24 protein-coding genes are annotated in these 24,368 nt (G+C 34.7%); 12 read left to right on the forward strand and 12 right to left on the reverse strand.

The annotated features are described in order from the left end of the window. The first annotated feature begins 18 nt into the window (after positions 1-18). The 3 genes from BC962_RS13580 to BC962_RS13590 all read left to right on the forward strand — a co-directional run bounded on the left by BC962_RS13580 (position 19) and on the right by BC962_RS13590 (position 2,326). Positions 19-1,368 (forward strand): MATE family efflux transporter, encoded by a 1,350-nt coding sequence (locus BC962_RS13580; protein ID WP_121346558.1) that lies wholly within the window; start codon positions 19-21, stop codon positions 1,366-1,368. A gap of 151 nt (positions 1,369-1,519) precedes the next feature. Then, positions 1,520-1,747, forward strand: a complete 228-nt coding sequence (locus BC962_RS13585) for a hypothetical protein (protein ID WP_121346559.1) — start codon at positions 1,520-1,522, stop codon at positions 1,745-1,747. Positions 1,748-1,753: 6 nt separating this feature from the next. Further along, entirely contained in the window at positions 1,754-2,326 is a 573-nt protein-coding gene (locus BC962_RS13590; protein ID WP_121346560.1) for a phosphatase PAP2 family protein, read from the forward strand. On the opposite strand, the gene BC962_RS13595 is transcribed toward BC962_RS13590, so the two are convergent. Together BC962_RS13595 and meaB are read right to left on the reverse strand one after the other, a co-directional pair. After that, entirely contained in the window at positions 2,316-3,956 is a 1,641-nt protein-coding gene (locus BC962_RS13595) for an ArnT family glycosyltransferase (protein WP_245984209.1), read from the reverse strand. The two genes, BC962_RS13590 and BC962_RS13595, sit on opposite strands and share 11 nt — an antisense overlap. 27 nt (positions 3,957-3,983) lie before the next feature. Continuing rightward, positions 3,984-5,066, reverse strand: a complete 1,083-nt coding sequence (gene meaB, locus BC962_RS13600) for a methylmalonyl Co-A mutase-associated GTPase MeaB (protein ID WP_121346561.1) — start codon at positions 5,064-5,066, stop codon at positions 3,984-3,986. A gap of 104 nt (positions 5,067-5,170) precedes the next feature. Here meaB and BC962_RS13605 point away from each other — a divergent pair, with 104 nt between their 5' ends. After that, positions 5,171-5,596 (forward strand): organic hydroperoxide resistance protein, encoded by a 426-nt coding sequence (locus BC962_RS13605; protein WP_121346562.1) that lies wholly within the window; start codon positions 5,171-5,173, stop codon positions 5,594-5,596. Between the two features lie 74 nt (positions 5,597-5,670). Here BC962_RS13605 and BC962_RS13610 read toward each other — a convergent pair whose 3' ends face one another. Beyond that, positions 5,671-6,225 carry a DUF2911 domain-containing protein gene (locus BC962_RS13610; RefSeq protein WP_121346563.1) on the reverse strand — a complete coding sequence of 185 codons (555 nt, stop codon included), beginning with the start codon at positions 6,223-6,225 and terminating at the stop codon, positions 5,671-5,673. Positions 6,226-6,462: 237 nt separating this feature from the next. Here BC962_RS13610 and BC962_RS13615 point away from each other — a divergent pair, with 237 nt between their 5' ends. The 4 genes from BC962_RS13615 to BC962_RS13630 are packed head-to-tail and all read left to right on the forward strand — an operon-like array spanning position 6,463 to position 9,697. Continuing rightward, on the forward strand, positions 6,463-7,014 hold the full coding sequence (locus tag BC962_RS13615; protein WP_121346564.1) for an RNA polymerase sigma factor: 552 nt from the start codon (positions 6,463-6,465) through the stop codon (positions 7,012-7,014). Continuing rightward, positions 6,998-7,600 (forward strand): hypothetical protein, encoded by a 603-nt coding sequence (locus BC962_RS13620; protein ID WP_121346565.1) that lies wholly within the window; start codon positions 6,998-7,000, stop codon positions 7,598-7,600. Before BC962_RS13615 ends, BC962_RS13620 begins: the two co-directional genes overlap by 17 nt. Continuing rightward, positions 7,581-8,981: a hypothetical protein gene (locus BC962_RS13625; protein WP_121346566.1), complete on the forward strand. Its 1,401-nt coding sequence runs from the start codon at positions 7,581-7,583 to the stop codon at positions 8,979-8,981. The genes BC962_RS13620 and BC962_RS13625 overlap by 20 nt, the downstream gene beginning before the upstream one ends. A 23-nt stretch (positions 8,982-9,004) precedes the next feature. Further along, positions 9,005-9,697, forward strand: a complete 693-nt coding sequence (locus BC962_RS13630; protein ID WP_121346567.1) for a peptidoglycan DD-metalloendopeptidase family protein — start codon at positions 9,005-9,007, stop codon at positions 9,695-9,697. A gap of 196 nt (positions 9,698-9,893) precedes the next feature. Here BC962_RS13630 and BC962_RS13635 read toward each other — a convergent pair whose 3' ends face one another. Both BC962_RS13635 and BC962_RS13640 read right to left on the reverse strand, forming a co-directional pair. Further along, positions 9,894-10,376, reverse strand: a complete 483-nt coding sequence (locus tag BC962_RS13635; protein WP_121346568.1) for a DUF4199 domain-containing protein — start codon at positions 10,374-10,376, stop codon at positions 9,894-9,896. Between the two features lie 121 nt (positions 10,377-10,497). Next, entirely contained in the window at positions 10,498-10,848 is a 351-nt protein-coding gene (locus BC962_RS13640) for a DUF6249 domain-containing protein (protein WP_121346569.1), read from the reverse strand. Positions 10,849-11,354: 506 nt separating this feature from the next. Here BC962_RS13640 and BC962_RS13645 point away from each other — a divergent pair. Both BC962_RS13645 and BC962_RS13650 read left to right on the forward strand, forming a co-directional pair. Further along, complete coding sequence (locus BC962_RS13645) at positions 11,355-11,939, forward strand: RNA polymerase sigma factor (RefSeq protein WP_121346570.1); 585 nt, start codon at positions 11,355-11,357, stop codon at positions 11,937-11,939. After that, on the forward strand, positions 11,926-12,300 hold the full coding sequence (locus BC962_RS13650; RefSeq protein ID WP_121346571.1) for a hypothetical protein: 375 nt from the start codon (positions 11,926-11,928) through the stop codon (positions 12,298-12,300). Before BC962_RS13645 ends, BC962_RS13650 begins: the two co-directional genes overlap by 14 nt. A 73-nt stretch (positions 12,301-12,373) precedes the next feature. On the opposite strand, the gene secA is transcribed toward BC962_RS13650, so the two are convergent. From secA to BC962_RS13680, 7 genes are all read right to left on the reverse strand, one after another. Next, positions 12,374-15,736 carry a preprotein translocase subunit SecA gene (secA, locus tag BC962_RS13655; protein WP_121346572.1) on the reverse strand — a complete coding sequence of 1,121 codons (3,363 nt, stop codon included), beginning with the start codon at positions 15,734-15,736 and terminating at the stop codon, positions 12,374-12,376. A gap of 85 nt (positions 15,737-15,821) precedes the next feature. After that, a complete protein-coding gene (locus tag BC962_RS13660; protein ID WP_006989959.1) occupies positions 15,822-16,043 on the reverse strand; it encodes a DUF2795 domain-containing protein in 222 nt (73 codons plus the stop codon). Between the two features lie 153 nt (positions 16,044-16,196). Further along, positions 16,197-16,772: a cob(I)yrinic acid a,c-diamide adenosyltransferase gene (locus BC962_RS13665; protein WP_121346573.1), complete on the reverse strand. Its 576-nt coding sequence runs from the start codon at positions 16,770-16,772 to the stop codon at positions 16,197-16,199. 112 nt (positions 16,773-16,884) lie between these two features. Next, a complete protein-coding gene (locus BC962_RS16395) occupies positions 16,885-17,061 on the reverse strand; it encodes a hypothetical protein (protein WP_183075513.1) in 177 nt (58 codons plus the stop codon). Between the two features lie 293 nt (positions 17,062-17,354). After that, positions 17,355-18,059, reverse strand: a complete 705-nt coding sequence (locus tag BC962_RS13670) for an ABC transporter ATP-binding protein (RefSeq protein ID WP_121346574.1) — start codon at positions 18,057-18,059, stop codon at positions 17,355-17,357. A 54-nt stretch (positions 18,060-18,113) separates the two neighbouring features. Continuing rightward, on the reverse strand, positions 18,114-18,890 hold the full coding sequence (locus BC962_RS13675; RefSeq protein ID WP_121346662.1) for an O-methyltransferase: 777 nt from the start codon (positions 18,888-18,890) through the stop codon (positions 18,114-18,116). A gap of 166 nt (positions 18,891-19,056) precedes the next feature. Continuing rightward, the gene (locus tag BC962_RS13680) at positions 19,057-20,925 is read right to left on the reverse strand and encodes an ABC-F family ATP-binding cassette domain-containing protein (RefSeq protein ID WP_121346575.1); all 1,869 of its coding nucleotides are present in this window, start codon (positions 20,923-20,925) and stop codon (positions 19,057-19,059) included. Between the two features lie 186 nt (positions 20,926-21,111). Here BC962_RS13680 and BC962_RS13685 point away from each other — a divergent pair, with 186 nt between their 5' ends. After that, entirely contained in the window at positions 21,112-21,900 is a 789-nt protein-coding gene (locus BC962_RS13685) for a polysaccharide biosynthesis/export family protein (protein ID WP_121346576.1), read from the forward strand. Further along, positions 21,900-24,368, forward strand: coding sequence for a polysaccharide biosynthesis tyrosine autokinase (locus tag BC962_RS13690; protein ID WP_121346577.1), 2,469 nt, complete (start codon positions 21,900-21,902; stop codon positions 24,366-24,368). The genes BC962_RS13685 and BC962_RS13690 overlap by 1 nt, the downstream gene beginning before the upstream one ends.

Consider the following 24,368-nt stretch of genomic DNA (forward strand, 5'->3'; position numbering starts at 1 on the left):
GCAGCTTAATTTTAGAAATTGCAGTTAACAGCCTACACCAAGGAGTTCAAATATAATTTAAGCATCGCCTTTCCTGTAATGATGGGACAATTGGGTCATGTTTTGGTGGGTCTCGCCGATAATTTAATGATCGGGCAATTAGGAGCCGCACAACTGGCTGCAGTTTCCTTAGGGAATAGCTTGGTGTTTATCGCTTTATCTTTAGGTATTGGATTTTCCTTTGCTATTACCCCGTTAATTGCTGAAGCAGACGGAGCGGGGAATATAGAAAAAGGAAGAAGTTACTTTCATCATGGTATTATGTTGTGCACGGTGAATGGGGTAGCACTTTTCTTGTTGTTATTACTAGCTAAACCAATTTTATATCATTTAGATCAGCCGCCAGAAGTGGTTGCATTAGCGATCCCATATTTGGAGATCGTTGCTTTTTCAATGATCCCATTAATGATCTTTCAAGCTTACAAACAGTTCGCCGATGGGTTATCTCAAACAAAATATGCCATGTATGCCACTTTACTCGCAAATGTGGTAAATGTAATATTCAATTTTATATTGATCTACGGATTTTGGATTTTCCCAAGACTGGAATTAGAAGGAGCCGCAATTGGTACTTTGATCTCGAGGTTCTTTATGTTGTGGTTTCTATGGGAGGTATTAAGGAAGAAGAAAAAATTCAAATCGTATTTTATCTGGTCAAAAAAGGAATTATTTCAACTGGCTATTTTTAAAAGAATATTCGCTTTAGGTTTTCCCACTGCTTTACAAATGTTTTTTGAAGTAGCGATCTTTACCGGAACGATCTTCTTAGCAGGAATGTTAGGAACGAATCCACAGGCGGCAAATCAAATTGCACTTAATTTGGCATCTATGACGTTTATGATCGCGGTTGGATTGGGAGTAACTGCCACCATTCGTGTTGGAAATCAAAAAGGATTGCACAACTATAAAGAACTTCGTAGAATAGCACTTTCCACATTTTTACTGGTGTTTTTAATTGAAGCTCTTTTTGCTGTTCTCTTTATTTTAATGAAAGATTGGTTGCCAACTTTATATCTGGATAATGTAGATGTAATTATTTTAGCTTCACAATTGCTAGTAGTTGCAGCTTTATTCCAACTAAGCGATGGTCTTCAGGTAGTGATTCTTGGAGCTTTAAGAGGCTTACAAGATGTAAAGATCCCAACGGTTATATGTTTTATCGCATATTGGATCATCGGTTTCCCGGTTTCCATATACTACGGAAAAGCAGAAAATTTAGGTAGTATGGGAATTTGGCTTGGCTTATTAGCAGGTTTAACCGCATCGGCTATAATGTTGTATTTTAGGTTCAATTATTTAAGTAAAAAATTAATTCTGAAGGCTGCATAAATGCTTAGCTGAAGCGATTTCAGTAAGATTTATCAGTTAAATAAGTAAAATAGATCCTGAACTAATTTCAATAATTATTAAATGAGATCAGGACAGTGAAGAGTTTGTTTAGAAAACTTTCTTTTTTTTAAAATTATAAAAAGTAAAAACTATGGAATTCCCAAAATTTCTTTTAGGTGATAACACCGATTTTCCAGATGCTATTTTTGTGATCCACACAGAATATCCAAGATTTATAATCAATTTAGAAAACGACGATGTGGAATGGTTAGAAGATTTTGATAAAGGTGACGAAAAAGAACTTGCTACAGAGGCAGAGATCTTGATCACACAAGCAAACGAATTTTACGATAGGGAAGTGTCCAGATACGATGATTAATATTAAATGATAGACCAACTAATTGAATACGACAGAGAGTTATTTCTTTATTTAAATAATCTAGGAACGCCAACTTGGGATCCATTTTGGCTCCTTATCACCGATAAATGGACTGCCATTCCTCTGTATGCATTTTTGTTGTTTCTAATATTCAGGAAATATGGTGTTAAAGGAACTTTGATCACCATAGTGCTGGTTGCTTTAATGATCACATGTACAGATCAGTTAGCGAATCTTTTTAAACATGGATTTGAAAGGCCTAGACCTTGTAGACAGGAAGATGTGATGGAATATACTCGATTTATCGCAGTGCGTTGTGGTAGTTTTGGCTATTTTTCTGCACATGCAGCTAGCTCTACAGCTTTAGCTATTTTTGTTGGTTTGATCTTGAAAAGATTCTATCCAAAACTAATATATTTCATAGGCTTTTGGGCTCTAATAGTATCTTATAGTAGAATTTACGTAGGGGTTCATTATCCTTTAGACGTGATCACTGGGATGTTAATGGGAACAATATTAGGACTATTATTTGTAGTGTTTCATAAATTTTTAATCGAAAAATTTAAAATCACTTTCTAGTTAAAACATAGAATTCTCGAATTAACCGACTATTCTTTCCTTTATCCATCGTTGGATTTAGATCCAGAGTGTCAATGAGTTTAAAGTTATAGCTGTGAAAATTCTCTTTCCACTTTAGTTCTTTCTCTTGATGCACTAATATTCCAAATTTATCTGTGTTGGCTTTCGATGGAAGATCTATTTCAGATTGTACAATAGGCATTGGTTTTCCATATTCAAAAATGAGTTCAGGGATAATTCCGGAGGCTTCATAAATCTGTATATTTTCTTCCTCTTCATATTCTATAAGTGCTTTAATATTTGGACTATTTCTATGTGGAGAGATCAATTCGGCTAAGGGAAACCCGAAATTTAGAATCGCTAAGATCATAAGAAATTGCAAGCCGAATAGCAATTTTGGTTTCTTTTTCAGCAATCCAAAAATAAGTCCAAGCCCAATTAATACAAGGGAGATGCTTACTAAAATGTAAGTGAATGTTTTCTCCCAGATCGTTGAACCAAAGAAATAATAAAAAACAAAAGGAGCGCCAATTGCAATAATCACCAAAACTATAAAGTTGAGGTAAACAGGAAATCGTTCTAACTTCGTTAATCTTTGTTTGAAATTATTGATAATGTATTCTACATAAAACCCTGTGGTCATTGCTAACGGAATTAATACGGGTAATAAGTACCTGCTTTTCTTTTCAGGAATTATTGAAAGTAATACTACAGAAAATACTGTCCATAAAATATAGAATTTATACGCATTCAAATTGGAAACTCTAGGTTTTAAATACCAATAGAATAAGCTTATAAATGCTGGAATAGTCCAAATTCCGCTTTGTGTAAAAAAGCTCCAGTAATACCAAAAAGGTCGAACGTTATAATTAAGCCACCTGCTGCTTTCAAGTTCAGCAACCGCGGCAAAAGCTTCAGCATCGTAATAATGCACATAAAGGGTCCACCAAATGCCTGTACTTATACCAATAACTAGAAAGAGAAGAAGTGGTTTCCAGTTGAGCTTTAGATTTCGGAATTTATAAGTGAGGGAGTAGCTAATTAAGAAAGATATAAATAACACATATAAGGAGACGGGGCCTTTACTTAATAAGGAAGCACCAAAAAATAATCCTGCAAGAAGTGCATAGCTGTATTTTTTGTTATTAGAATTTAGTGTGCGTATTAGAAAATAAATACATCCCATCATAAAGGCATGTGTAAAAATATCCCACTGGCCGTCTCTTCCAGAAAATACTATATAAAAGGAAGTCATTAAAATTAGACTAGAGATAAACGCAACATTCTTTTTAATAACTAGTAATAACTGAAGCTTATAAAATATAATGAGAAGGAAAATCGAGGTGATGGCTGCAGGCAAACGATAGGCGAATAAACTTTCTATACCAAAAAGATAGGCAGAGATCGCTGTTAACCAGGTAGGAAATGGAGGTTTTTCATAACGAGCAGCCTCATTCATAGTAGTAAAGATCCAATTATTATGAGTGAGCATTTCTCTGGCACTAATGAAATTACGAGCTTCCATTATATTCACCATCAATACATCCAGATTAGTAATAAAAACTAAAATTCCTAGAAGAAGCAGTAAAGGCACAGGATAATTATGATAGATTTTCTTTAAAATATTCATGTGGTGAAGGTAATTGATATTACTGTTTTAAAGGCTTTGTAAACTCAGCAATAGTTTTGCCGCTGCAAAAGGAGTGGTTTCATTATTCTCGATGGCTTTTAGTTGCTCTTCCAATGCTTTTTTGATCGTAGGATCTTGATAGAATCTGCTTTTTAAATGCTCATTTATGGTTTGTAATAACCAGAATTTATTTTGGTTATGACGGTTAATTTCAAAATAATCGTTTTTGTCTACGAGAGCTTTATATTCTAAGATCATTTCCCAAATAGCGGTAATACCAGTTTCTTCTAAGGCACTACATAAGGACACTTTTGGTTGCCATTCGCTGGTCTTAGGAGGGTATAAGTGTAAGGCTCTTTTAAATTCTAGTCTGGCATCTCTGGCGGCTTTCAAATTATCTCCATCTGCTTTGTTTATTACAATAGCATCTGCCATTTCTATAATTCCTCGTTTTATGCCTTGTAATTCATCTCCCGCGCCCGCTAATTTCAGCAATAAGAAAAAATCTGTCATGCTATGTACGGTGGTTTCACTTTGTCCTACGCCAACAGTTTCAATTAATATAATGTCAAATCCTGCAGCTTCGCATAAAATGATGGATTCTCTTGTTTTTCTTGCAACCCCTCCAAGAGAATCTCCAGAAGGAGAAGGACGAATAAAGGCATTTTCCTCGGTCACCAAATTTTCCATTCTGGTTTTATCCCCCATGATACTTCCATGAGAAACAGAACTACTAGGATCTACTGCTAAAACAGCTACTTTTTTCCCTTGCTTGATCAAGTAACTTCCAAAAGCTTCAATAAAAGTGCTTTTTCCTACCCCGGGAACGCCCGTTATCCCAATTCTAAGGGACTTGTGAGCATGCGGCAAACACTCTTCTATAAGTTTCTCTGCGATGGCCTGATGCTCTCGCTGATTACTTTCCACTAAGGTGATCCCTCTACTCAAAGCAGCTTTATCACCTGTTAATAGTTTTGAAGCTAAAGCTGAATCTTCAAATAACTTCTTTCTGGAGACCTTGATCTTATTTCTTGAAGCTGGATTTATATTTGGCGTAGTAGGTATGCTTGCTGATTGGTGTAAGGCAGATTTTTTTGCTGATTTAGACAAGATGAAAATTGAGATTTATGACAAATTTATGAGCACTTCTTTTGAAGTAAATGGCTTATGTTGGTATCTTCAAATTTAATTAAAATTAATCAAAAATATACAAGATGAAAACATTGTACAAAGCCAAAGTTACAACTTCTGGAGGACGAGAAGGACACGTAAAAAGTGACGATGGTATATTAGATATGAGAGTAAGTATGCCTAAAGGAATGGGCGGTAAAGGTGAAGATTTTACCAACCCAGAACAACTTTTTGCGGCGGGATATTCTGCCTGTTTTGGAAGTGCTTTGCAAGTGATTGCGAAAAAACACAAAGTAGAACTTGGTGATTTTAATGTTACTGCAACTGTAAAATTAGGAAGTTTAGAAGATGGTAATTTACAATTAGCTGCCATTTTAGATTGTTATATTCCAGGTGTAGAAGTAGAGAAAGGGGAGCAATTAGTAAATGAGGCTCACGAAATTTGTCCTTATTCTAGAGCTACCAGAGATAATATAGATGTTACTTTAAACTTAATGTTAGATGAATAATTGAGAAAACCTCAATTTTATTCTAGTTAGTTGAAGAAAGAGCTGTTCAAAAATATATTTTTTGAACAGCTCTTTTATTTTTTAATGGGTATACTGATCTTAACATCATCCCAAGCCAAATTAAAAAGCACGAGATCATTTGCCTTTTCAAAATAAATACTGAATTGTTCTAAAGTGTCTTTCATCTTTATAACAGGTGTTTCTAATACCAATACATCAAAACTGGGATCCCGAGATGCTTTTTTTTCCAAGTTGATGCCCCAAGGATACATCTTGGAATTAAAGATCACTTTCCAGGATTCCTTGTTTGGGATTGTCCACAATGTATAAGTTCCGCTTTGTAAAAGAGATCCATCAATCAAAATATCTCTATTTGTAGAAAAAGTAGTTGCTTCATTTGCACCTGTCCTCCAAACTTCATTATAAGGTACTAGTTGTCCAAATATCTCTCTACCTTTTTTATAAGGTCTATTATAAACAACTTCCATTTTTAAAGAATCTTCAGAAAATAAACTCGAATCTTCAGGGCTTAATGCTTTGGTAGAATACCGCCATAATAAGACTCCTGCAATAACCACTGCTATCACTGCAATTATGATCTTAATTGTAAAGCGTCGTGAATTTTTCATGAGTTTTAAATCTAATCTATAACAAGGAATCAGGTGGCTATTTAGTTTATCTGGATTTTCCCTATAAAATAGTTTTCTAAAACTATACCAAATACCTTAAATTATGAAGAATTCACGGATTAAAAAATTACTGTTTTTTTAGAAATATATTTTTTCAGAAAAATAATATCTAAGTTTTGCAACAAGGATATTTTTAGTTCGTCTTTCAAGTACTAACTAACTAAGCATTATTAAATTTTGTTAAAGCATCAACTCATAGAAGATTGTCGTGCCAACAACAGAAAAGCACAATTAAAACTATATAATAGTTATTGTGACGGGATGTTCATTGTAGCCAGCAGATTCCTAAGGGACACGGCAGAGGCTGAAGATGCCATGCAGGAAGCCTTTGTGAAGGCGTTTGCAAAACTGCATCAATATTCAGGAGAAGTAACTTTTGGAGCATGGTTAAAACGGATCGTTATTAATAAATGTCTAGATCAATTAAAGGCAAAAAAATTAGAATATGTTGCGCTTAATGAGCAGTTAATTGAAAAAGTGGCAGATGATGAGGCTCAAGATTGGCAGGTGGATGATGGCGTTGGAGTGGAGGAAGTAAAGGCTGAAATTCTAGAGCTTCCAGAAAAGTATAAATACCCTCTTATGCTTTTCTTGATTGAAGGTTATGATCATGAGGAGATCTCAGAAATATTGAAGATCTCACAAGTAGCTTCCAGAACACTGGTACATAGAGGGAAAAAGAAATTACAGGAAAAATTAAAAGCATTTAGAAATGGCACAGGATATTAGAAATATGTTCAAGGATAATGAGCCCTGGACCATAGAAAAGTTAAGTAAAGGACATCAAAATAGATTTGAGGCTAAGTTGGAGGCGGCATTGCCAATACAAAAGAACAAGGCTAAGTTCAATTTCTTGAAAATCGCAGCAATATTCATTGTAGCTATTGGAATTGGAGCATTCTTTTTACATAAAGACAGAATAATTAAAACAGAAACTCCAATAGTTATAACTCCAGAAAGCGAGAATGATAAAAATGAGCTTCCGGTTAAAGAATTCCAGTTAAGTGAAGTTTCTCCAGATTTTAAAAAGATCGAGAATTACTATTTAGCAGGGATTAATATGGAGTTGGCTAAGTTGGAAGTGAATCCTACCAATAAAGCCTTGATAGATTCCTTTATGGGGAAAATGTCTGAATTAAATAATGAATATAAACGCTTGAATGCCGAGTTTAATGAAACGGGTCCTAATGAGCAAACTATTGAAGCAATGGTCGAAAATCTTCAATTTCGCTTGGACTTGTTGTACAAACTCAAGAATAAATTAAATGAAATCAAACAAACTAAAAAACCACGTAATGAAAACTATAAAGTCTAATTATATCCTTCTTTTCTGTCTATTATTTTCGGCAGGGATATTTGCACAAACCAAAAAACTCGAGAAGACTTATAAAACGAATCAAGATGTTTCTGTGGTGATAGATGCAAAATACACCAATATAATCATTGAAAACTGGGATAAGAATGAAGTTGCTATAGAAGCTTTTTTGGAGACAGGAAATTTAAAAGGGGAAGATGCTAAAAAAGCATTAGAAAGCTGGAAATTGGAAACTTCAGGAAGTTCAGATAAAATTGAAATCACCTCTGGAGGAGGAACGGGAATGAATTTAAATATAGACATGGATCTTTCTTCGTTATCTGACTCTATGGGAGATTTACAAAATATTCTAGGGCCAATGATGACAGATATGATAGCTCCTATGTTAGAAAACATCAGTAAAAATCCGTTACCCCCAGAATTCCATGAAAAGATAGGCAATATGGATTTCGATTATGATGCTTATAAAAAAGATGGAGATAAGTATATGGAGAAATGGGAGAAAAAAATGGAAAAGAACTTCGGAAAGGATTTCGAAAAATCTATGGAAGAATGGGGGAAACAATTTGAAAAGAACTCTGAAGTCTGGGAAAAAGATTTTGAAAAGAAAATGGAAGCTTGGGGTGAAGATTTTGAGAAGAATTTCGGAAAAGACATGGAGAAATGGGGAGAAGATTTCGGAAAGAAAATGGAGAATTGGGGAGAGAACTTTGGAAAAGAAATGGAAGGAAAGCAAAAGTTTAAAGGTGAAGCAAAAGGAGCTTCAAAAGCTTCATCTCAAGGCAAGCGTATTATAAAAATTAGAATGCCAAGAAATGCAAAACTAGATTTAGATGTGAGATATGGCGAATTAAAACTGGGAGAGAAAACCACTAATTTAAAAGCTAATTTATCCCACAGTAAACTAACTGCCAATGTTATTGAAGGTGAGAAAACCAAGGTTGAGGTTTCTTATAGTCCAATTAATGTGAATGTTTGGAATTATGGAGTTTTAAAGACCAATTATGTTGAGAATTGTGAGATTGGCAAAGCGAAGAGCATTAAACTTATATCTAATTCTAGCGATGTAACTATTAATGAGATCACAGAAACGGGAATACTTTCTGGGACTTTTGGAGAATTGTCTGTTGGTAAATTAGGAACTGGTTTTAAGAACCTGGATATCACTTTGGAGAATAGCGACCTAAGATTGTCTTTGCCTAGCGCAGCTTTAAACTTTAATTATAATGGTACTCAAAGCAATATTGAATATCCAAAAGCAGCCTCAATAAAATCTACCAAATCTTATGACAATGAGATCCTTAATGGCTACTATAGATCTAAGGATGGAAACGGAAGTGTTAACATAAATGCAAGTTTTAGCGACGTATATATAAAATAAGTTATTTTTGAAAAAAAAGCTCGATGGCCAAATCAAATTTCGCTGAATTTATTAACGAATGCACGGAAGAATTCACTCCTGTCTTAGATAAAACCTTTGTTAAGAAAGACTTTGTTCACATAGATCTTTCTGAAACAAATAAAGACATTAGAGAAATGCCAATTCCATCTGCAAATGCTGTAAAAACTTTTATAGATGGTTATGTAGCTTCCAAAAAGGCAAAAGTAGCTTATGGAGGATATAATGAAAAGCGTACTTTATACCAGCGAAGTGTGATTTTTAAAGGTGAAAATACTCCTTCTGCAAGAAACATACATATAGGTTTAGATCTTTGGTGTGATGTTGGGACTTCTGTACTTGCAGCTTTAGAGGGAACGGTGCATAGTTTTAATGATAATGGAGGTTTTGGTAACTATGGGCCAACTATAATTCTTGAACATATTTTGGGAGATAGAACTTTTTATACCCTTTATGGACATTTAAGTAAGGATTCTATTAAGAAATTAAGCTTCGGGCAGATCGTAGAAGCAGGAGATAAAATAGGAAGTCTTGGCTCACGAAAAGTTAATGGAGATTATGCTCCGCACTTACATTTTCAGATCATCAAAGATATTCAAGGCTTTACCGGGGATTACCCAGGAGTTGCCTCTGCAGATAAATTAGATTTTTATTTAGACAATTGTCCAGATCCTAATTTGTTACTGAAGATCGACTAAAATGTAGATTTAATAATTCTTGTTTTTATACTAGCCTAGATTTTTGATTTTCATGATGTTATGTCTCAGTAACAGAAGTCAAATGGTGAAAAACATCTCGATCCCGATAGCTATCGGGATCGAGATATGACATTCGAAATCAATTTCAATCAGAAAATGGATATATAAATAAAAACACCATTTTCTTTCTGAAGAATTATTTCTCTTTCGTCTTCAGGAACCATGCAACAGCTGCTGAGGTTACAACTCCCATTACCAATGCGCCAAAAGTGGCTTGGATAATATAGGATCTCAGGTTGAAATAAGCTTCTGCTTGTTCTTGGGTCATTACTTCTGAATCTACACTATATGCGATCACATTATTAAAATAATCTGGTGTTATATAGGTACTGCTAATAAATTGAGATAATGGCGATAAAATTGTAATTACAATGGTTATAATTAAACCTGCCACAAAACCCTGGCGCCATGTCATGTTCCCATTATAGAAATTCGCTTTTTTATCTTTTAATCCAAGTATAAAAATCAGTACTGCAATTATTCCGAAGAAATTGGTGTAGATAGCATGTTTGGCGATAAGAACATCATGCCAGCCCATAGCTTTTTCAAAAACCATCCAAAGTAAGGTTACAAGTGTGAAAATAACACCCCACTTAATTTCTATAGAAACTTTATTCATTTTTGATCTTCTTTGGTTAGAAAGTAAAGGTATCAAAAACTTAGAAGAATTTTCTTCTGAATATAGAGGCTGTTTGAAATCGAATTTCAGACAGCCTCTAAGTAACTTTACCTTTAGTGATCTAAGCGTCTTTATTCAATCTTTTTGTCAGGAAAAACCCAACTAATAAAGAGATTCCTGCCATTAAAAAGATAGTGCCTGGAAATGCAACATCTTCGTCTACATTTAAATTGTAAGTAAGAATGTTGGCAAAAAAGATCCCGATTCCAATCCCCATTAAAAGTAAACCTAAGTTAAGTACGATCACCTTCCAAATAGGAGTAACTCGTTTGCTCGAGCTATAAAAAATAGAGGCATCTCCTCCTTTTTCTATTAATGCAAGTCTTTCCCGATTTCTTGCGGAAATATACAAATAGAACATTCCGAAAAGAACGCCAAAAATAATAGGTAAAATGATAACTTCAGATCCCATGATGATTTGTTTTTAATTGTGAATAATAACAGTTCGTTTTCTATTAAGACGCTGGCATTTTATTTTCGGTTACAAAAAAGTTCTTTTTTTTTAATGTTTTAATTAAGTCTTCAGATTTATCTTAGTATTAAACATCCATTTTTTAGGTAACGAGTTAAGTAATTATTGAGGTTAATAGATACCAATATGAGATTTCGATATTTTTTTAATTGATTTTCAATTAGCTAAAACACCCAATTTTGTCTGTTCGAGCGAAGTCGAAAACTTTTAATTTAAAAATAGGTTTCGACTCCGCTCAACCTGACATTGCTATTACAAATGATAATTTTGATATTAGTAAAATCGCTGATCTCTACATATTTAATTGATTAAATATTTTGATCCTACTGCCATTATGTGTGACTTTCAAAAATACTCTAGCTAATAAGTTGGTTATATATTCTCGAGATTCATGATTTTAAATTTATTATGTAACCAATTCTTCTTTTCATGCGTCTTATAGAATAATGAGTAAGATATCTGACCTTTTATTAATAAAGAAAACTTTGGATGGAGATACCAATGCCTTTGGAGTATTGGTAAATCGACATCAAGATTACATCTTTAATGTTATCATTAAGATGCTTAGAAATAGGGAAGAAGCAGAAGAGATCGCTCAGGATACATTTATAAAAGCATATGAGGTGTTGGTGAGCTTTAAAGGAGAAGCGAAATTTTCTACATGGTTATTTAAGATCGCTTATAGAAAAGCTCTGGATAGGATAAAAAAGAATAAGAGATCTGCAACCTTAGAGTTGGTGGAAAATCTGACTGAAGATGCCTCCATGGATTTTGAAAGCGGATTAGCGATTATGTTGATGGAGGAACGAAAAGAGATTATTAAGAATTGTATACTCAAGCTTCCCGAAATTGAAGCGGCCATTATTACCCTTTATTATTACGAAGATCAATCTGTAAAAGAAATCGCAGATATCACGAATTTGTCTCAGGATAATATAAAAGTGAAATTACACCGAAGCAGGAAATTGTTATATTCCTTTTTGGAAAATCATATTCACCCTAAAATATTTAGTGAAAATGGAAAAGCATAAGAGAGAAGAGGAATTCTTCAGAAGAATAATACAAGAAACTAACAGAGAAAAGGCATCTCCTGATCTTTTAAGAAATGTGATGTATGCTATTGAGGCCAAGCAAAGTTTAAATCTTGCTTATGAACCGCTTATTTCAAGAAATGTTTGGATCGCTTTGGTGGTACTAATGAGTTTCGCAGTTCTTGGTCTTTTTCTAATAACTACAGATTTTTCTATGAAATGGAATTTCGAATTTATGAACTATATCTCTATCCCAAAGATCAATTTATCTTCTACTATGCTGTATGCAATAGGTTTTGTTTCCTTGTTCTTTTTGCAGATCCCTTTTCTTCAAAATTATATGAGAAACCAGTATAAATAGTTGAATTCTATTGAAAATTAAAACAAGAAACCCGGCAATTGCCGGGTTTCTTGTTTTAAAAAAATCTTTTATTCTAACTTTCATGACCGGTAAGCACCCAATCTCCTTTTTCTAAAAGAGGAATTGCTTGCTTATACTTCATGGTTTTATTCTCACCACTCATCACATTTTTAACCGTCACCTTATCGTTTCTGTTGATCTTTGGTTGATCACGAACTATAGTTTCAGTTATTTGAGGTCTTTGTTGAGTTTGTCCGGCAGCTCTACTTTGTGCTGAACGTTCATCCAAATTCGGGATTTCTTCCTTAGTGGTTTCAATTTTCTCGCTACGTCTAGGTTGGCGAGCTTCCTGAATATTTGTGGTGTTTCCTTCTGGAATTTCTCCTTTAAATAAGAAAGAGATCACATCTTTATTTACCTGCTCTATCATAGATTTAAACAGCTCAAAAGCTTCAAACTTATAGATCAATAAAGGATCTTTTTGTTCGTGAACAGCTAATTGCACACTCTGTTTCAATTCATCCATCTTACGCAAATGCGTTTTCCAAGATTCATCTATAATTGCAAGAGTAATGTTCTTTTCAAAATCTTTTGTTAGTTGTTTTCCTTCAGATTCGTAAGCTTTTTCAAGATTGGTAACAACCTGTAAGCTTTTTACTCCATCTGTAAACGGAACAGCGATACGCTCAAAATTATTAGCTGGATCTTCGTATACATTTTTAATAATTGGAAAAGCTAAAACAGCTGTACGTTCCATTTTATTGTGATAATGTTCGAATGCTGCTTTGTAAACAACACCTGCTATTTTCTGAACATCCATTTTTCCGAAATCTTCCTCAGAAACAGGAGAGCTCATAGAGAAATAACGAATAAGTTCGAATTCAAAATTCTTATAATCTGAGGCTGCTTTGTTATTTTCAGTAATAACTTCAGAAGTATCAAAGATCATATTAGCGATATCCACTTTTAATCTATCCCCAAAAAGTGCATGATAACGACGCTTATAAATAACCTCTCTTTGGGCATTCATAACATCATCATACTCCAACAAACGCTTACGAACTCCAAAGTTGTTCTCTTCAACTTTTTTCTGTGCACGCTCAATAGATTTAGAGATCATGGAATGCTGAATTACTTCACCTTCTTCCAAGCCCATTCTATCCATTAATTTCGCGATCCTTTCAGATCCGAATAAACGCATTAAGTTATCTTCTAAAGAAACATAGAATTGAGAACTTCCTGGATCCCCTTGACGACCAGCACGACCACGTAATTGTCTGTCTACACGCCTAGAATCATGTCGTTCTGTACCAATAATGGCCAAACCACCCGCTTCTTTAACTTCTTTACTCAATTTAATATCTGTACCACGACCTGCCATGTTGGTAGCAATAGTTACTATTCCGGCATTACCAGCTTCTGCAACGATATCTGCTTCCTTTTTATGCAATTTCGCATTCAATACGTTATGAGGCACATTTCTTAATTTCAACATTCTACTCAGTAATTCTGAGATCTCTACAGAAGTCGTTCCAATTAACACTGGTCTTCCAGACTTAGAAAGTTTGGTAACCTCGTCTATAACTGCATTAAATTTTTCTCTTTTCGTTTTGTAAACAAGATCTTCACGATCTATTCTTGCAATTGGTCTGTTAGTAGGAATTTCTACTACATCCAAGTTATAGATCTCCCATAATTCTCCAGCTTCAGTTACCGCAGTTCCCGTCATCCCAGAAAGTTTACGGTACATTCTAAAGAAATTCTGAAGGGTTACAGTAGCAAAAGTTTGAGTAGCATCTTCGATCTTTACATTTTCTTTAGCTTCAATAGCCTGATGTAATCCATCGCTATATCTTCTCCCGTCCATAATACGACCAGTTTGCTCGTCTACGATCTTCACTTTGTTCTCCATTACCACATATTCTGTGTCTTTTTCGAACAAGGTATAAGCCTTTAACAACTGTCGCATGGTATGTATACGATCACTTTTCACACTATATTCACGGAAAAGCTCTTCTTTTTTCTCTACTTCCTCTTCCTTACTAAGTCCTTCATTATCTATCTTAGAAATTTCCATCCCAATTTCTGGCATAACGAAAAAGTCTGGATCATCTTCTCCAGATAAAAATTCTACCCCTTTATCGGTTAGATCTATCTGATTGTTTTTTTCTTCAATAACAAAATAAAGCTCCTCATCTACTTTTGGCATCTCACGATTGTTATCTGCCATGTATTGATTCTCGGTTTTCTGAAGAAGTTGCTTTATACCATCTTCACTTAAATACTTAATAAGTGCTTTGTTTTTGGGTAAACCTCTAAAAACTCTTAAAAGTTGAAGACCACCTTCCTTAGTATCGCCAGCAGCAATTAATTTCTTAGCTTCAGCCAAAACCTTAATTAAATGACTTCTTTGTACTTCTACAATATTGTGGATAGCAGGTTTTAATGCTTCAAATTCATGAATATCTCCCTTCGGAATAGGTCCAGAAATAATTAAAGGTGTTCTAGCATCATCTACAAGTACAGAATCCACCTCATCTACAATTGCAAAATTGTGAGGGCGTTGTACAAGATCATCTGGAGCGTGAGACATATTATCTCTTAAATAATCGAAACCGAATTCGTTATTTGTTCCATAAGTGATATCTGCGTTATATGCTTTTCTTCTTGCAGCAGAATTAGGTCTGTGATAATCTATACAGTCTATACTAATTCCGTGGAACTGAAAGATTGGTGCCATCCAGGCACTATCTCTTTTTGCTAGGTAATCATTCACGGTTACAAGGTGAACACCGTTTCCGCTTAAGGCATTTAAATACATAGGAAGAGTTGCAACAAGTGTTTTTCCTTCCCCAGTTTGCATCTCTGCAATTTTACCTTGATGCATTGCTACACCACCAATTAATTGAACATCGTAATGTATCATGTCCCAGGTGATAGGTTTTCCAGCAGCATCCCAAGAGTTACTCCAAATAGCATGATCTCCATCTAATTCTACATAATCTTTCTCTGCTGAAATTTCTCTATCGAAAGCAGTAGCAGTAACTTTTAATTTGGGATTATGAACGAAACGTTTGGCGGTTTCTTTTACGGTTGCAAAGGCTTCAGGAAGAATTTCGTTAAGAACAGCTTCCGTAATATTATACATTTCGTCTTTTAATGCATCAACTTCGGTGTAAATATCTTCATTTCTGGTTATATCTTCTGAAGCATCAGCTTCGCTGTTTAATGTTTCAATTTTCAAGCGAATATCTGCAGTAGCATCGGCGATCTTCTTCCTAAAAGTAACAGTTTTCTCCCTTAGTTCATCTATAGAAAGCGCTTCGAACTCCTTCTCCAAAGCCTTGATCTTCTCTACTATAGGTTGTATGTCTTTAACGTCTTTCTTGGACTTATCGCCAACAAATACTTTTAATACAGAATCTAAAAAACTCATAGTTTTTTGTGTTTATATGGTTCAAATGTACGCAAAAAAAAAGCCTCTTTTAGGAGACTTTTTAGTATTTACGTGTTATGTTTTTCTAATATTCATCCTCATTCCAAAGGTAATCTTCGTCTGTAGGATAGTCGGGCCAGATCTCTTCAATAGAGTCATATGAATCTCCTTCATCTTCTATCGACTGAAGGTTTTCTACTACTTCTAATGGAGCTCCAGTTCGAATTGCGTAGTCAATTAATTCATCTTTTGTTGCCGGCCAAGGTGCATCACTTAAATAGGATGCCAATTCTAATGTCCAATACATTGATTTATCGGTATTTATTTTTTGCAAAAATAATTTTTTTGTTGTAATTGGCAAGTAAAAAATCTATTATTTTAATCAATAATGTTAAGAACATAGTCTAAAAAGTCAATTTTTATATAAAATCAAGATTTTAGCTGAAAAATATCAATTTGTTTAACTCCCCTTTTCAGGAATCCATTTTACCTCATTTGCATGTAAGTCTTTGGACAATTTTCGTGCCAGCACAAACAGGTAGTCAGAGAGTCTATTTAGGTATTGTAAAACCAATTCATTAAAAGGGCTTATTTCGTAAAGTGCTGTAGATAAACGTTCTGCACGACGACAGACACAACGCGCTATGTGACATATTGACACAGAAGGATGGCCGCCAGGAAGCACAAAATGGGTCATTTCTGGAAGTTTCTCATTCATAGAATCCATTTCATTTTCCAAAAGTTTAATGTCTGCTTCAGTGATAGTTGGAATGTTTAAACGCTCTTGCCCGCTTTTAAGGATGGCCTTTTCTGGATCTGTTGCTAAGATCGCCCCCAATGTAAAAAGTCTATCCTGAACTCTGTTTAGTATTTCCCTAGTTTGGTCGCCAACTTTCTGATCTTTTACTAAACCAATATGGGAGTTTAACTCATCTATTGTACCGTAACTCTCTATTCTTATATGGTGTTTAGGAACTCTGGTTCCTCCAAAGAGAGAGGTAGTACCTTTATCGCCTGTCTTGGTGTATATTTTCATGTCAGTTTATTTTGAGCATTTCAAAGATACAAACATTCAAAGAAGGTAATGGGAGAAAACTTTGATAATAGGATGCTGTGAAAATGTGTTTTTGAATAGAGAAATTTGAACCTTAGACTTCGTTTGTTGATTTCCTTTTCTTTTTACGCTCTAGATAACGCATTCTAAAATTTCGATTTTTCTTGTGCTTACGAAGTCTACTTGCACTGCCTTTATTCCAAATAAAATAGGTGATCACAGCTGCAATTATCAATAAATAAATCCAGGTTTCCCTGTCAAAATCAATCATTTGTAGATGAATTTAATACAAGGTAAGAAAATGAATTTTAAATGCCAAGTTCAATTAAAGTCACAGTTAGCTTTTGTTATTCTTTCCCTAGATCTTACTGGTTGAGAAATCTTTAGAATAAATTAAGGATGACATTAAAGATTGTTTGTCACTTCGAGCGTCCCGCTGGCTATCAGGGTTGAGAATTCATTTGATTTAATCCAACGCCTTATTGGAAAACTCTTGATAATCACCATAACTATCGAGACAAGATAATAGTCATAAAAAACGTGTCAGGCTGAGCTTGTCGAAGCCTAATTAACAGTTTTGGAAACTTCCTTTCTAACATCACTTTCCACAACCCCATCTCTAAGTCTTATAATTCTATGAGCATGCATGGCAACATCTTCTTCATGTGTTACTAAGATCACTGTATTTCCGGCTGCATGAATTTCATCGAATAAAGTCATGATCTCCAAAGAAGTGATGGAATCTAAATTTCCTGTAGGTTCATCGGCAAGGATAATAGAAGGCTTATTTACAAGGGCTCTACCTACTGCCACACGTTGTCTTTGCCCTCCAGAGAGTTGATTGGGTTTATGGTCCATTCTATCGGCTAATCCAACATTGGTTAATACTTCTTCCGCACGAGTTTTACGCTCGGCTTTAGAGTATCCTGCATACACCATTGGTAGTGCTACATTTTCTAACGCGGTGGTACGTGGTAATAAATTAAAAGTTTGGAATACAAAGCCAATTTCCTTGTTCCGGATCTCTGCAAGCTCATCATCACTCATCTTGCTTACATCGTTCCCATTAAGAATATATTGACCAGAAGTAGGAGTGTCCAGACAACCTAATAAATTCATTAACGTAGACTTTCCAGAACCAGAAGGCCCCATAAATGCTACATATTCTCCTCTATCTATATCTAGATCTATCCCTTTTAAAACTTTAATGATCTCTTGCCCTAAAGGGAAGTCTCGAGTAATGCTGCGTATCTCAATAACTTTGCTCATAGTATGATTCCAATAAATTTATTGCTTCAATAGGACGTAAAGTTCTGCTTTTTGTTACAAGCGAATTGTAAAATGCTCTTTTTCTTGTTCTTTTCTGAAAAAAACCAGTCCCCAGTAAAAACTATCTATAGTTACACGAACAGAAGGATGCGCTTTTATCTCTTCCCAGGCTTCCTCCATTTCTGCAGACCAATGAATATCATCAAAAATAAATACCGAATTATTGTGAGCCGCGGGAAGTAGTTTCTTGAAATACTTTAGAGTTGGAACTTTTTGATGATTTCCATCAAAATAGATAAGATCAAATTTTTGAGAAGATTCTAAGAAAGTCGAATCTAAGATCTCATCGAATTCCCCGACTTTTAAATTGATGTTTTCTAATTTGAATTCTTCAAAATACCTTTGAGCTACTTTTGCAGTTTCGGGGCAACCTTCTAGAGTAGTTAGCAAAATCGGGTTTTCCATTGCTATTGCCGCAGAGGATAATCCTACGGAAGTTCCTAATTCCAGACCAGATTTAAATTGAAAATAAGAAACCATCTTATTTAAAAGCAAAGCTCTTTTTATAGGGATCCCGGTATTTTTCGCAATATTAGAAACCTTACGTTCATTAGATTTAAAGACCTTACTACCAGCGCCAAAGTCTGTTACTTTAATAATTTCGGGATCTTGGTTCACCGCTTTCCAATAAGCTCTTATTTTCTGAAATGCGGGTGTATCATTTTTCAGATACAAACACTTTGTAAGCAGATCATATACAAATGGGGAATGCACTCCATGTTGATTGGTAGATCTGAATAGGAATTTTATATAAGCTATTAATTGATGCAATAATTTAAATTTATTTTCAAAATTCAAAATTCAAAATTCAAAATTCAAAATTCAAAATTCAAAATTTTATTGAATTTTAAACCCAAAACCCAAAACCCAAAACCCAAAACCCAAAACCCAAAACCCAAAACCCAAAACCCGAAACCCAAAACCCAAAACCCGAAACTTAAGAATCTTTCGCCCCTAACTCAAAATAGCGTTCAGTTTTATTTTCTATAGAGTCCTCAACTTCTTTAAGCTCTATAGATTTCTTGGCGATCTCATTGGAAGTCAAGTTTTCTAAAAACTCCTGCTGAATCTTTTCCTTTTTCTTTTCAAGATTAGCGATCTCTTTTTCAAGCTTATTGAATTCTTTCTTTTCGTTATAGGTAAGTCCGCTTTCAGGTTTTGCTTCAGATTTAGAAGCAACCTCTTTTACATTAGTATTCTTAGATTTTCCGTTGGATTCAGAAATCTGACTGTCCTCATATTCACGATAATCGGAATAATTACCTGGGAAATCTTCAACTTCAGCATTTCCTCGAAAAACGAAAAGGTGATCCACGATCTTATCCATGAAATACCTGTCATGAGATACTACCACTAAACATCCCGGGAAATCCAATAAGAAATTCTCTAAAACATTCAAGGTTACAATATCCAGATCGTTTGTAGGTTCATCTAATATCAAAAAGTTAGGATTCTGAATAAGAACAGTACATAAATAAAGTCTTTTTCGTTCTCCACCACTTAATTTTTCTACAAAGTCATATTGTTTTTTACGATCGAAAAGAAAACGTTCTAATAGTTGCTGAGCAGAGATCTGTCTTCCTTTTTGCAAAGGGATGAAATCTCCAAACTCACGAATTACATCTATAACTTTTTGTCCCGGTTTCGCTTGAATTCCGCCTTGAGTATAATATCCAAACTTAATGGTGTCTCCAATGATCACTTTTCCGGAATCTGGCTTGATAGCTCCAGTTAAAATGTTTAGAAAGGTAGATTTTCCAGTTCCATTTTTCCCTATGATCCCAATTCGTTCTCCTTTTTGAAAATTGTATTCAAATTTATCTAAAAGTTGTTTTCCTTCATAACTCTTAGATATTTTATGGATCTCTACGATCTTGCTTCCAAGACGTTCCATATTTATCTCCAATTGAACTTGATGATCCTTTCTTCTTTTGGAAGCCCGGTCCTTGATCTCATGGAAATCGTCTATTCTGGATTTAGATTTGGTGGTTCTCGCCTTCGGTTGCTTGCGCATCCAGTCCAATTCCTTCTTGAAAAGTTGTTTTGCTTTATCTGTATTGGTTTGATCTAGTTCTATTCTAGCATCTTTCTTATCTAAATAATAAGAATAGTTTCCTTTGTAAGTATAGAGGTTTCCATCTTCCAATTCTACGATCTCATTACATACATTTTCAAGGAAATACCTGTCGTGAGTAACCATGAAAATGGTGAAATTCTCTTTTCTAAAAAATTCTTCCAACCATTCTATCATATCCAGATCTAAATGGTTGGTAGGTTCATCTAGAATAATAAAATCTGGTTTACTTAAAAGCATCACGGTTAACGCAAGACGTTTCTTTTGCCCTCCCGAAAGATCACCTACTTTTTTGTCTAATTGATCCAGTTTCATCTTGAAAAGGATCTGAGTATATTGGGTTTCAAAATCCCAAGCCTGATGCATTTCCATAAGCTCGAAAGCTTTTTGGTAGGCATCTGCATCCTCTGGATTTTCTAATGCTTTTTCATATTGCGCGATCACTCGCATGATCTCATTATCTGAAGCAAAAATAGTTTCCTCTACCGTAAGATTAGGATCCAGATCTGGTTCCTGAGCTAAAAATGCAGAAGTAATATCTTTTCTATATACCACTCTCCCTTCATCTGGAGATTCGGTGCCTGCTAAGATGTGAAGTAAAGTGGTTTTCCCACTTCCATTTTTAGCAACAAAGCCTACTTTTTGTCCTTCATTGATCCCGAAAGAGATGTTAGAGAATAATCCTACTTCGCCAAAAGATTTAGCTATATTTTCAACCGATAAGTAATTCACAGAATAATTTTTTGCAAAAATAGCTAGAATTTACGGAGTTAAAAGAAGATAAATTTTATTATTAACATACAACCGCTATATTTGTTTTTCAAGTGTAATATTCGTAGTATATTTAAATATTATGAATTGCATAAACTTAACCCCTACATCTGGTTTAATTGAATTTTGTTACTCCGATCTCCGCTTATGAAATATAAATTATTGGTATTCATTGGAATTGTTGTTTTAAGTTTTACATCATGTATTTCCACAAAAAAGATCACCTATTTACAGCAAGATGAAACAGCGGTAGATAGCATTATTCAAATTCAACGTCTTCAAAAACCATATAGAATCCAGATCAATGACCTATTGAGTATTCGGGTAAAAGCACTCGACCAGGAATTAGTCGGGATGTTTAATCCTATTAATGAGGCTAATATTGCTGCCACAGGAGAAGAACGATTGTACTATGATGGATTTTTGGTAGACCCTCATGGGAATATAAGGATACCTTCTTTAGGGGAGATCAATGTAATGGGGTTTACCGTAGATGAGGTAAGAGAACGTATAGAAAAAGAATTATTAGATCAATATTTTAAAAGCGAGGCAAATATTTTTGTCACAGTAAAATTAGCTGGGATTAGATATACGACTTTAGGTGAAATAAGTGCTGGTAGCCAAGTTGTATACAAGGAACAAGTGACTATTATGGAAGCGGTGGCAAATGCAGGTGGAATCACAGAATATGGAGATATGACCAATGTTAAAATTATCAGGCAATATCCCGGAGGAGAAAAAATTCATAGTATAGATCTTACTTCCATAGCAGCAACCAAAAGTCCTTATTATTATATACAACCAAATGACTTGATTTTAGTAGATCCATTACCTCAAAAAGCATTAGGCTTTGGAACAACAGGTTTGGCGACAGCAAGAGATATCGTAGGGGTTGTAACCTTACTGACTTCTGTAATCTTAATTTTCACAAGATAATGGCAAATGAAGATGATCATATTTCCGATGTAGGTTCCACCTTCGATTTTAAAGGATTTCTTCTTAAAATTCTAAGTTACTGGCAACTCATTTTGGTTTCTGTGGCTATCAGTATGGCCGTCGCTTATTATAATAATGTTAGGAAATTACCAGTTTATCAATTGGGCAATTCTATTGCTATAAAAGATGATCAGAATCCATTTTTCACTACAAATACAAGTCTTACATTTAATTGGGGTGGGGTTTCAGACAAAGTAAGTACCGCAACCACAATACTAAAGTCAAGATCTCACAATGAAGAAGTAGTAGAAAAGCTTCAATATTATTTACAATATTTAAAAGAGGGTGAATATCAAAGAGTGGATGCTTATGGAAGTACACCATTTACGATAGCTGTTGATACAACTCGGTTTCAAGCTGTAAATTTACCAATTACGATTACGTTTAAATCTGAAGACACTTTTAATTTAAAAGCAAATCTTCCAGCCTCCGTTGCTACACAAAATTACGGGACAAAGGAAAAAGGATCCGTAAGTCTGGATTCTCAGGATTTTAGTAGAGATTTTAAGGTTGGAGAACCCATTCAACTTCCTTTTTTTAGTGCTGTAATAAATAGGAGTAATCAAGCACTTCAAGTAGGTACCCCTTTTTATATTAGCTTCACGAATTTTGATAGCGCTGTAGGTCAATACAGAGGAGTGGCAATTGGAGCAGATAATATGAATGGCTCTATGTTAAATCTTTCTATGACAGGCGGCAACAAAGCCCGTATCGTAGAATATTTAAATGGTACTGTTGGGGTTCTTAGTGATAATATGCTGGAACGTAAGAATTTATTCGCAACTAAAACAATAAGGTTTATTGATAGTAGTCTAGCGGTCAAATCACGGGAATTAAAAGACGTCGAAGATGAATTAAATGACTTTAGAAATGATAATGCCATTTTAGATATTTCTGCGGAAAGCTCCCAGATTTCCTCAAAATTGGCAGGCTTTGATGTCAGAAAGGAAGATATCCGAAGACAACTTGCATATTTCAGTACGTTAGAAGGTTATCTGCAAACCAAGACAGATTATTCTAATGTTCCAGCGCCATCTGTAGCAGGAATCACTGAAGGAAGTATCACCTCAGGCGTCGGAAAGATTCTAGAATTATCTCAGGAGCGAAGTAAGTATCAATATTCTCTGAAGGAGAATTCTCCTGTGTTTGCAGATATAGATAGACAGATCAATTCGATAAAGACCGTATTACTAGAAAATATAAGCTCTTCTACAGGGCTTTTACAAGGTGAATTGAGATCTATTAATGGACAAATTGCTCAATCTGAAGCTGCAATAAAAAAATTACCTCAGGAAGAACAAGATCTACTTAAGATCCAGCGAAAATATAGTATTAGTGAAAAAACCTATAATCTATTTCTAGAGAAAAGGAGTGAGGCTAGTTTAATAAAAGCGGCAAATGTGAGTGATGTAATGATCATAGATGGCGCTAAAGATACAGGAGGAGGCCAAATAGGCCCAAACACGCAATTGAATTATGTAATGGCCTTATTGGTAGGAGCAGTGATCCCGTTAGTTTTCGTCTTTCTTATAGTTTTCCTAAACACAAATGTGTTGAATGCACAAGAAGTTTCCAGGTTATCCCCAATTCCTATTTTGGGTCTAATTGGTAAGAATAAAGTGGAATCAAATCTTGTTGTTTTCGAAAAACCAAAATCCGCTATTTCCGAAGGGTTTAGGGGGATTCGGAGTAGTTTACAATTCATGTATAAAAAACTAAGTGTTAAAGGCTCTAAAACCGTGATGATCACCTCTTCTGTCTCGGGGGAGGGGAAAACCTTTTGTGCCATGAATTTGGCTACAGTCTTTGCCCTAAGTGAAAAGAAAACAGTGTTACTTGGATTGGATTTGCGTAAACCAAAGATCTTTGACGATTTTGAATTGGATAACGATCTTGGAGTTGTTAATTATTTAATAGGGAATAATAGCGTAGATGAAATTATTCAATCCAGTAAAATTCCTTATCTAGATGTAATTACTGCGGGTGCTATTCCTCCTAATCCTTCAGAATTATTGATGAGCGATCAGATGCAAGTACTCATGAGTGAATTAAAGAAAAAATATGATTATATAATTATGGATACTCCGCCTATTGGGATCGTGGCCGATGCTATGAATTTAGTGAAATATGCCGATGCTACCCTATATCTAATTAGACAAGATTACACTAAAAGAGGGATGTTAGAATCTATAAACGAAAAATATTCTAAGGGTGAGGTTAAAAACATAAGCTTTGTACTTAATTACTTCCAGCACAGAGCAAAATACGGCTATGGTTATGGTTATGGATACGGCTATGGTTACGGTTATGGCTATTCATATAATAAATACAATGCCTATGGAGAAGGACCAAATAAATTAGATCAAATTAAGAAAGTGTGGAGAAAAGCGATGCGAAATTTTGAATAA

The organism is Gillisia mitskevichiae (assembly GCF_003634585.1).
Lineage (GTDB): Bacteria > Bacteroidota > Bacteroidia > Flavobacteriales > Flavobacteriaceae > Gillisia > Gillisia mitskevichiae.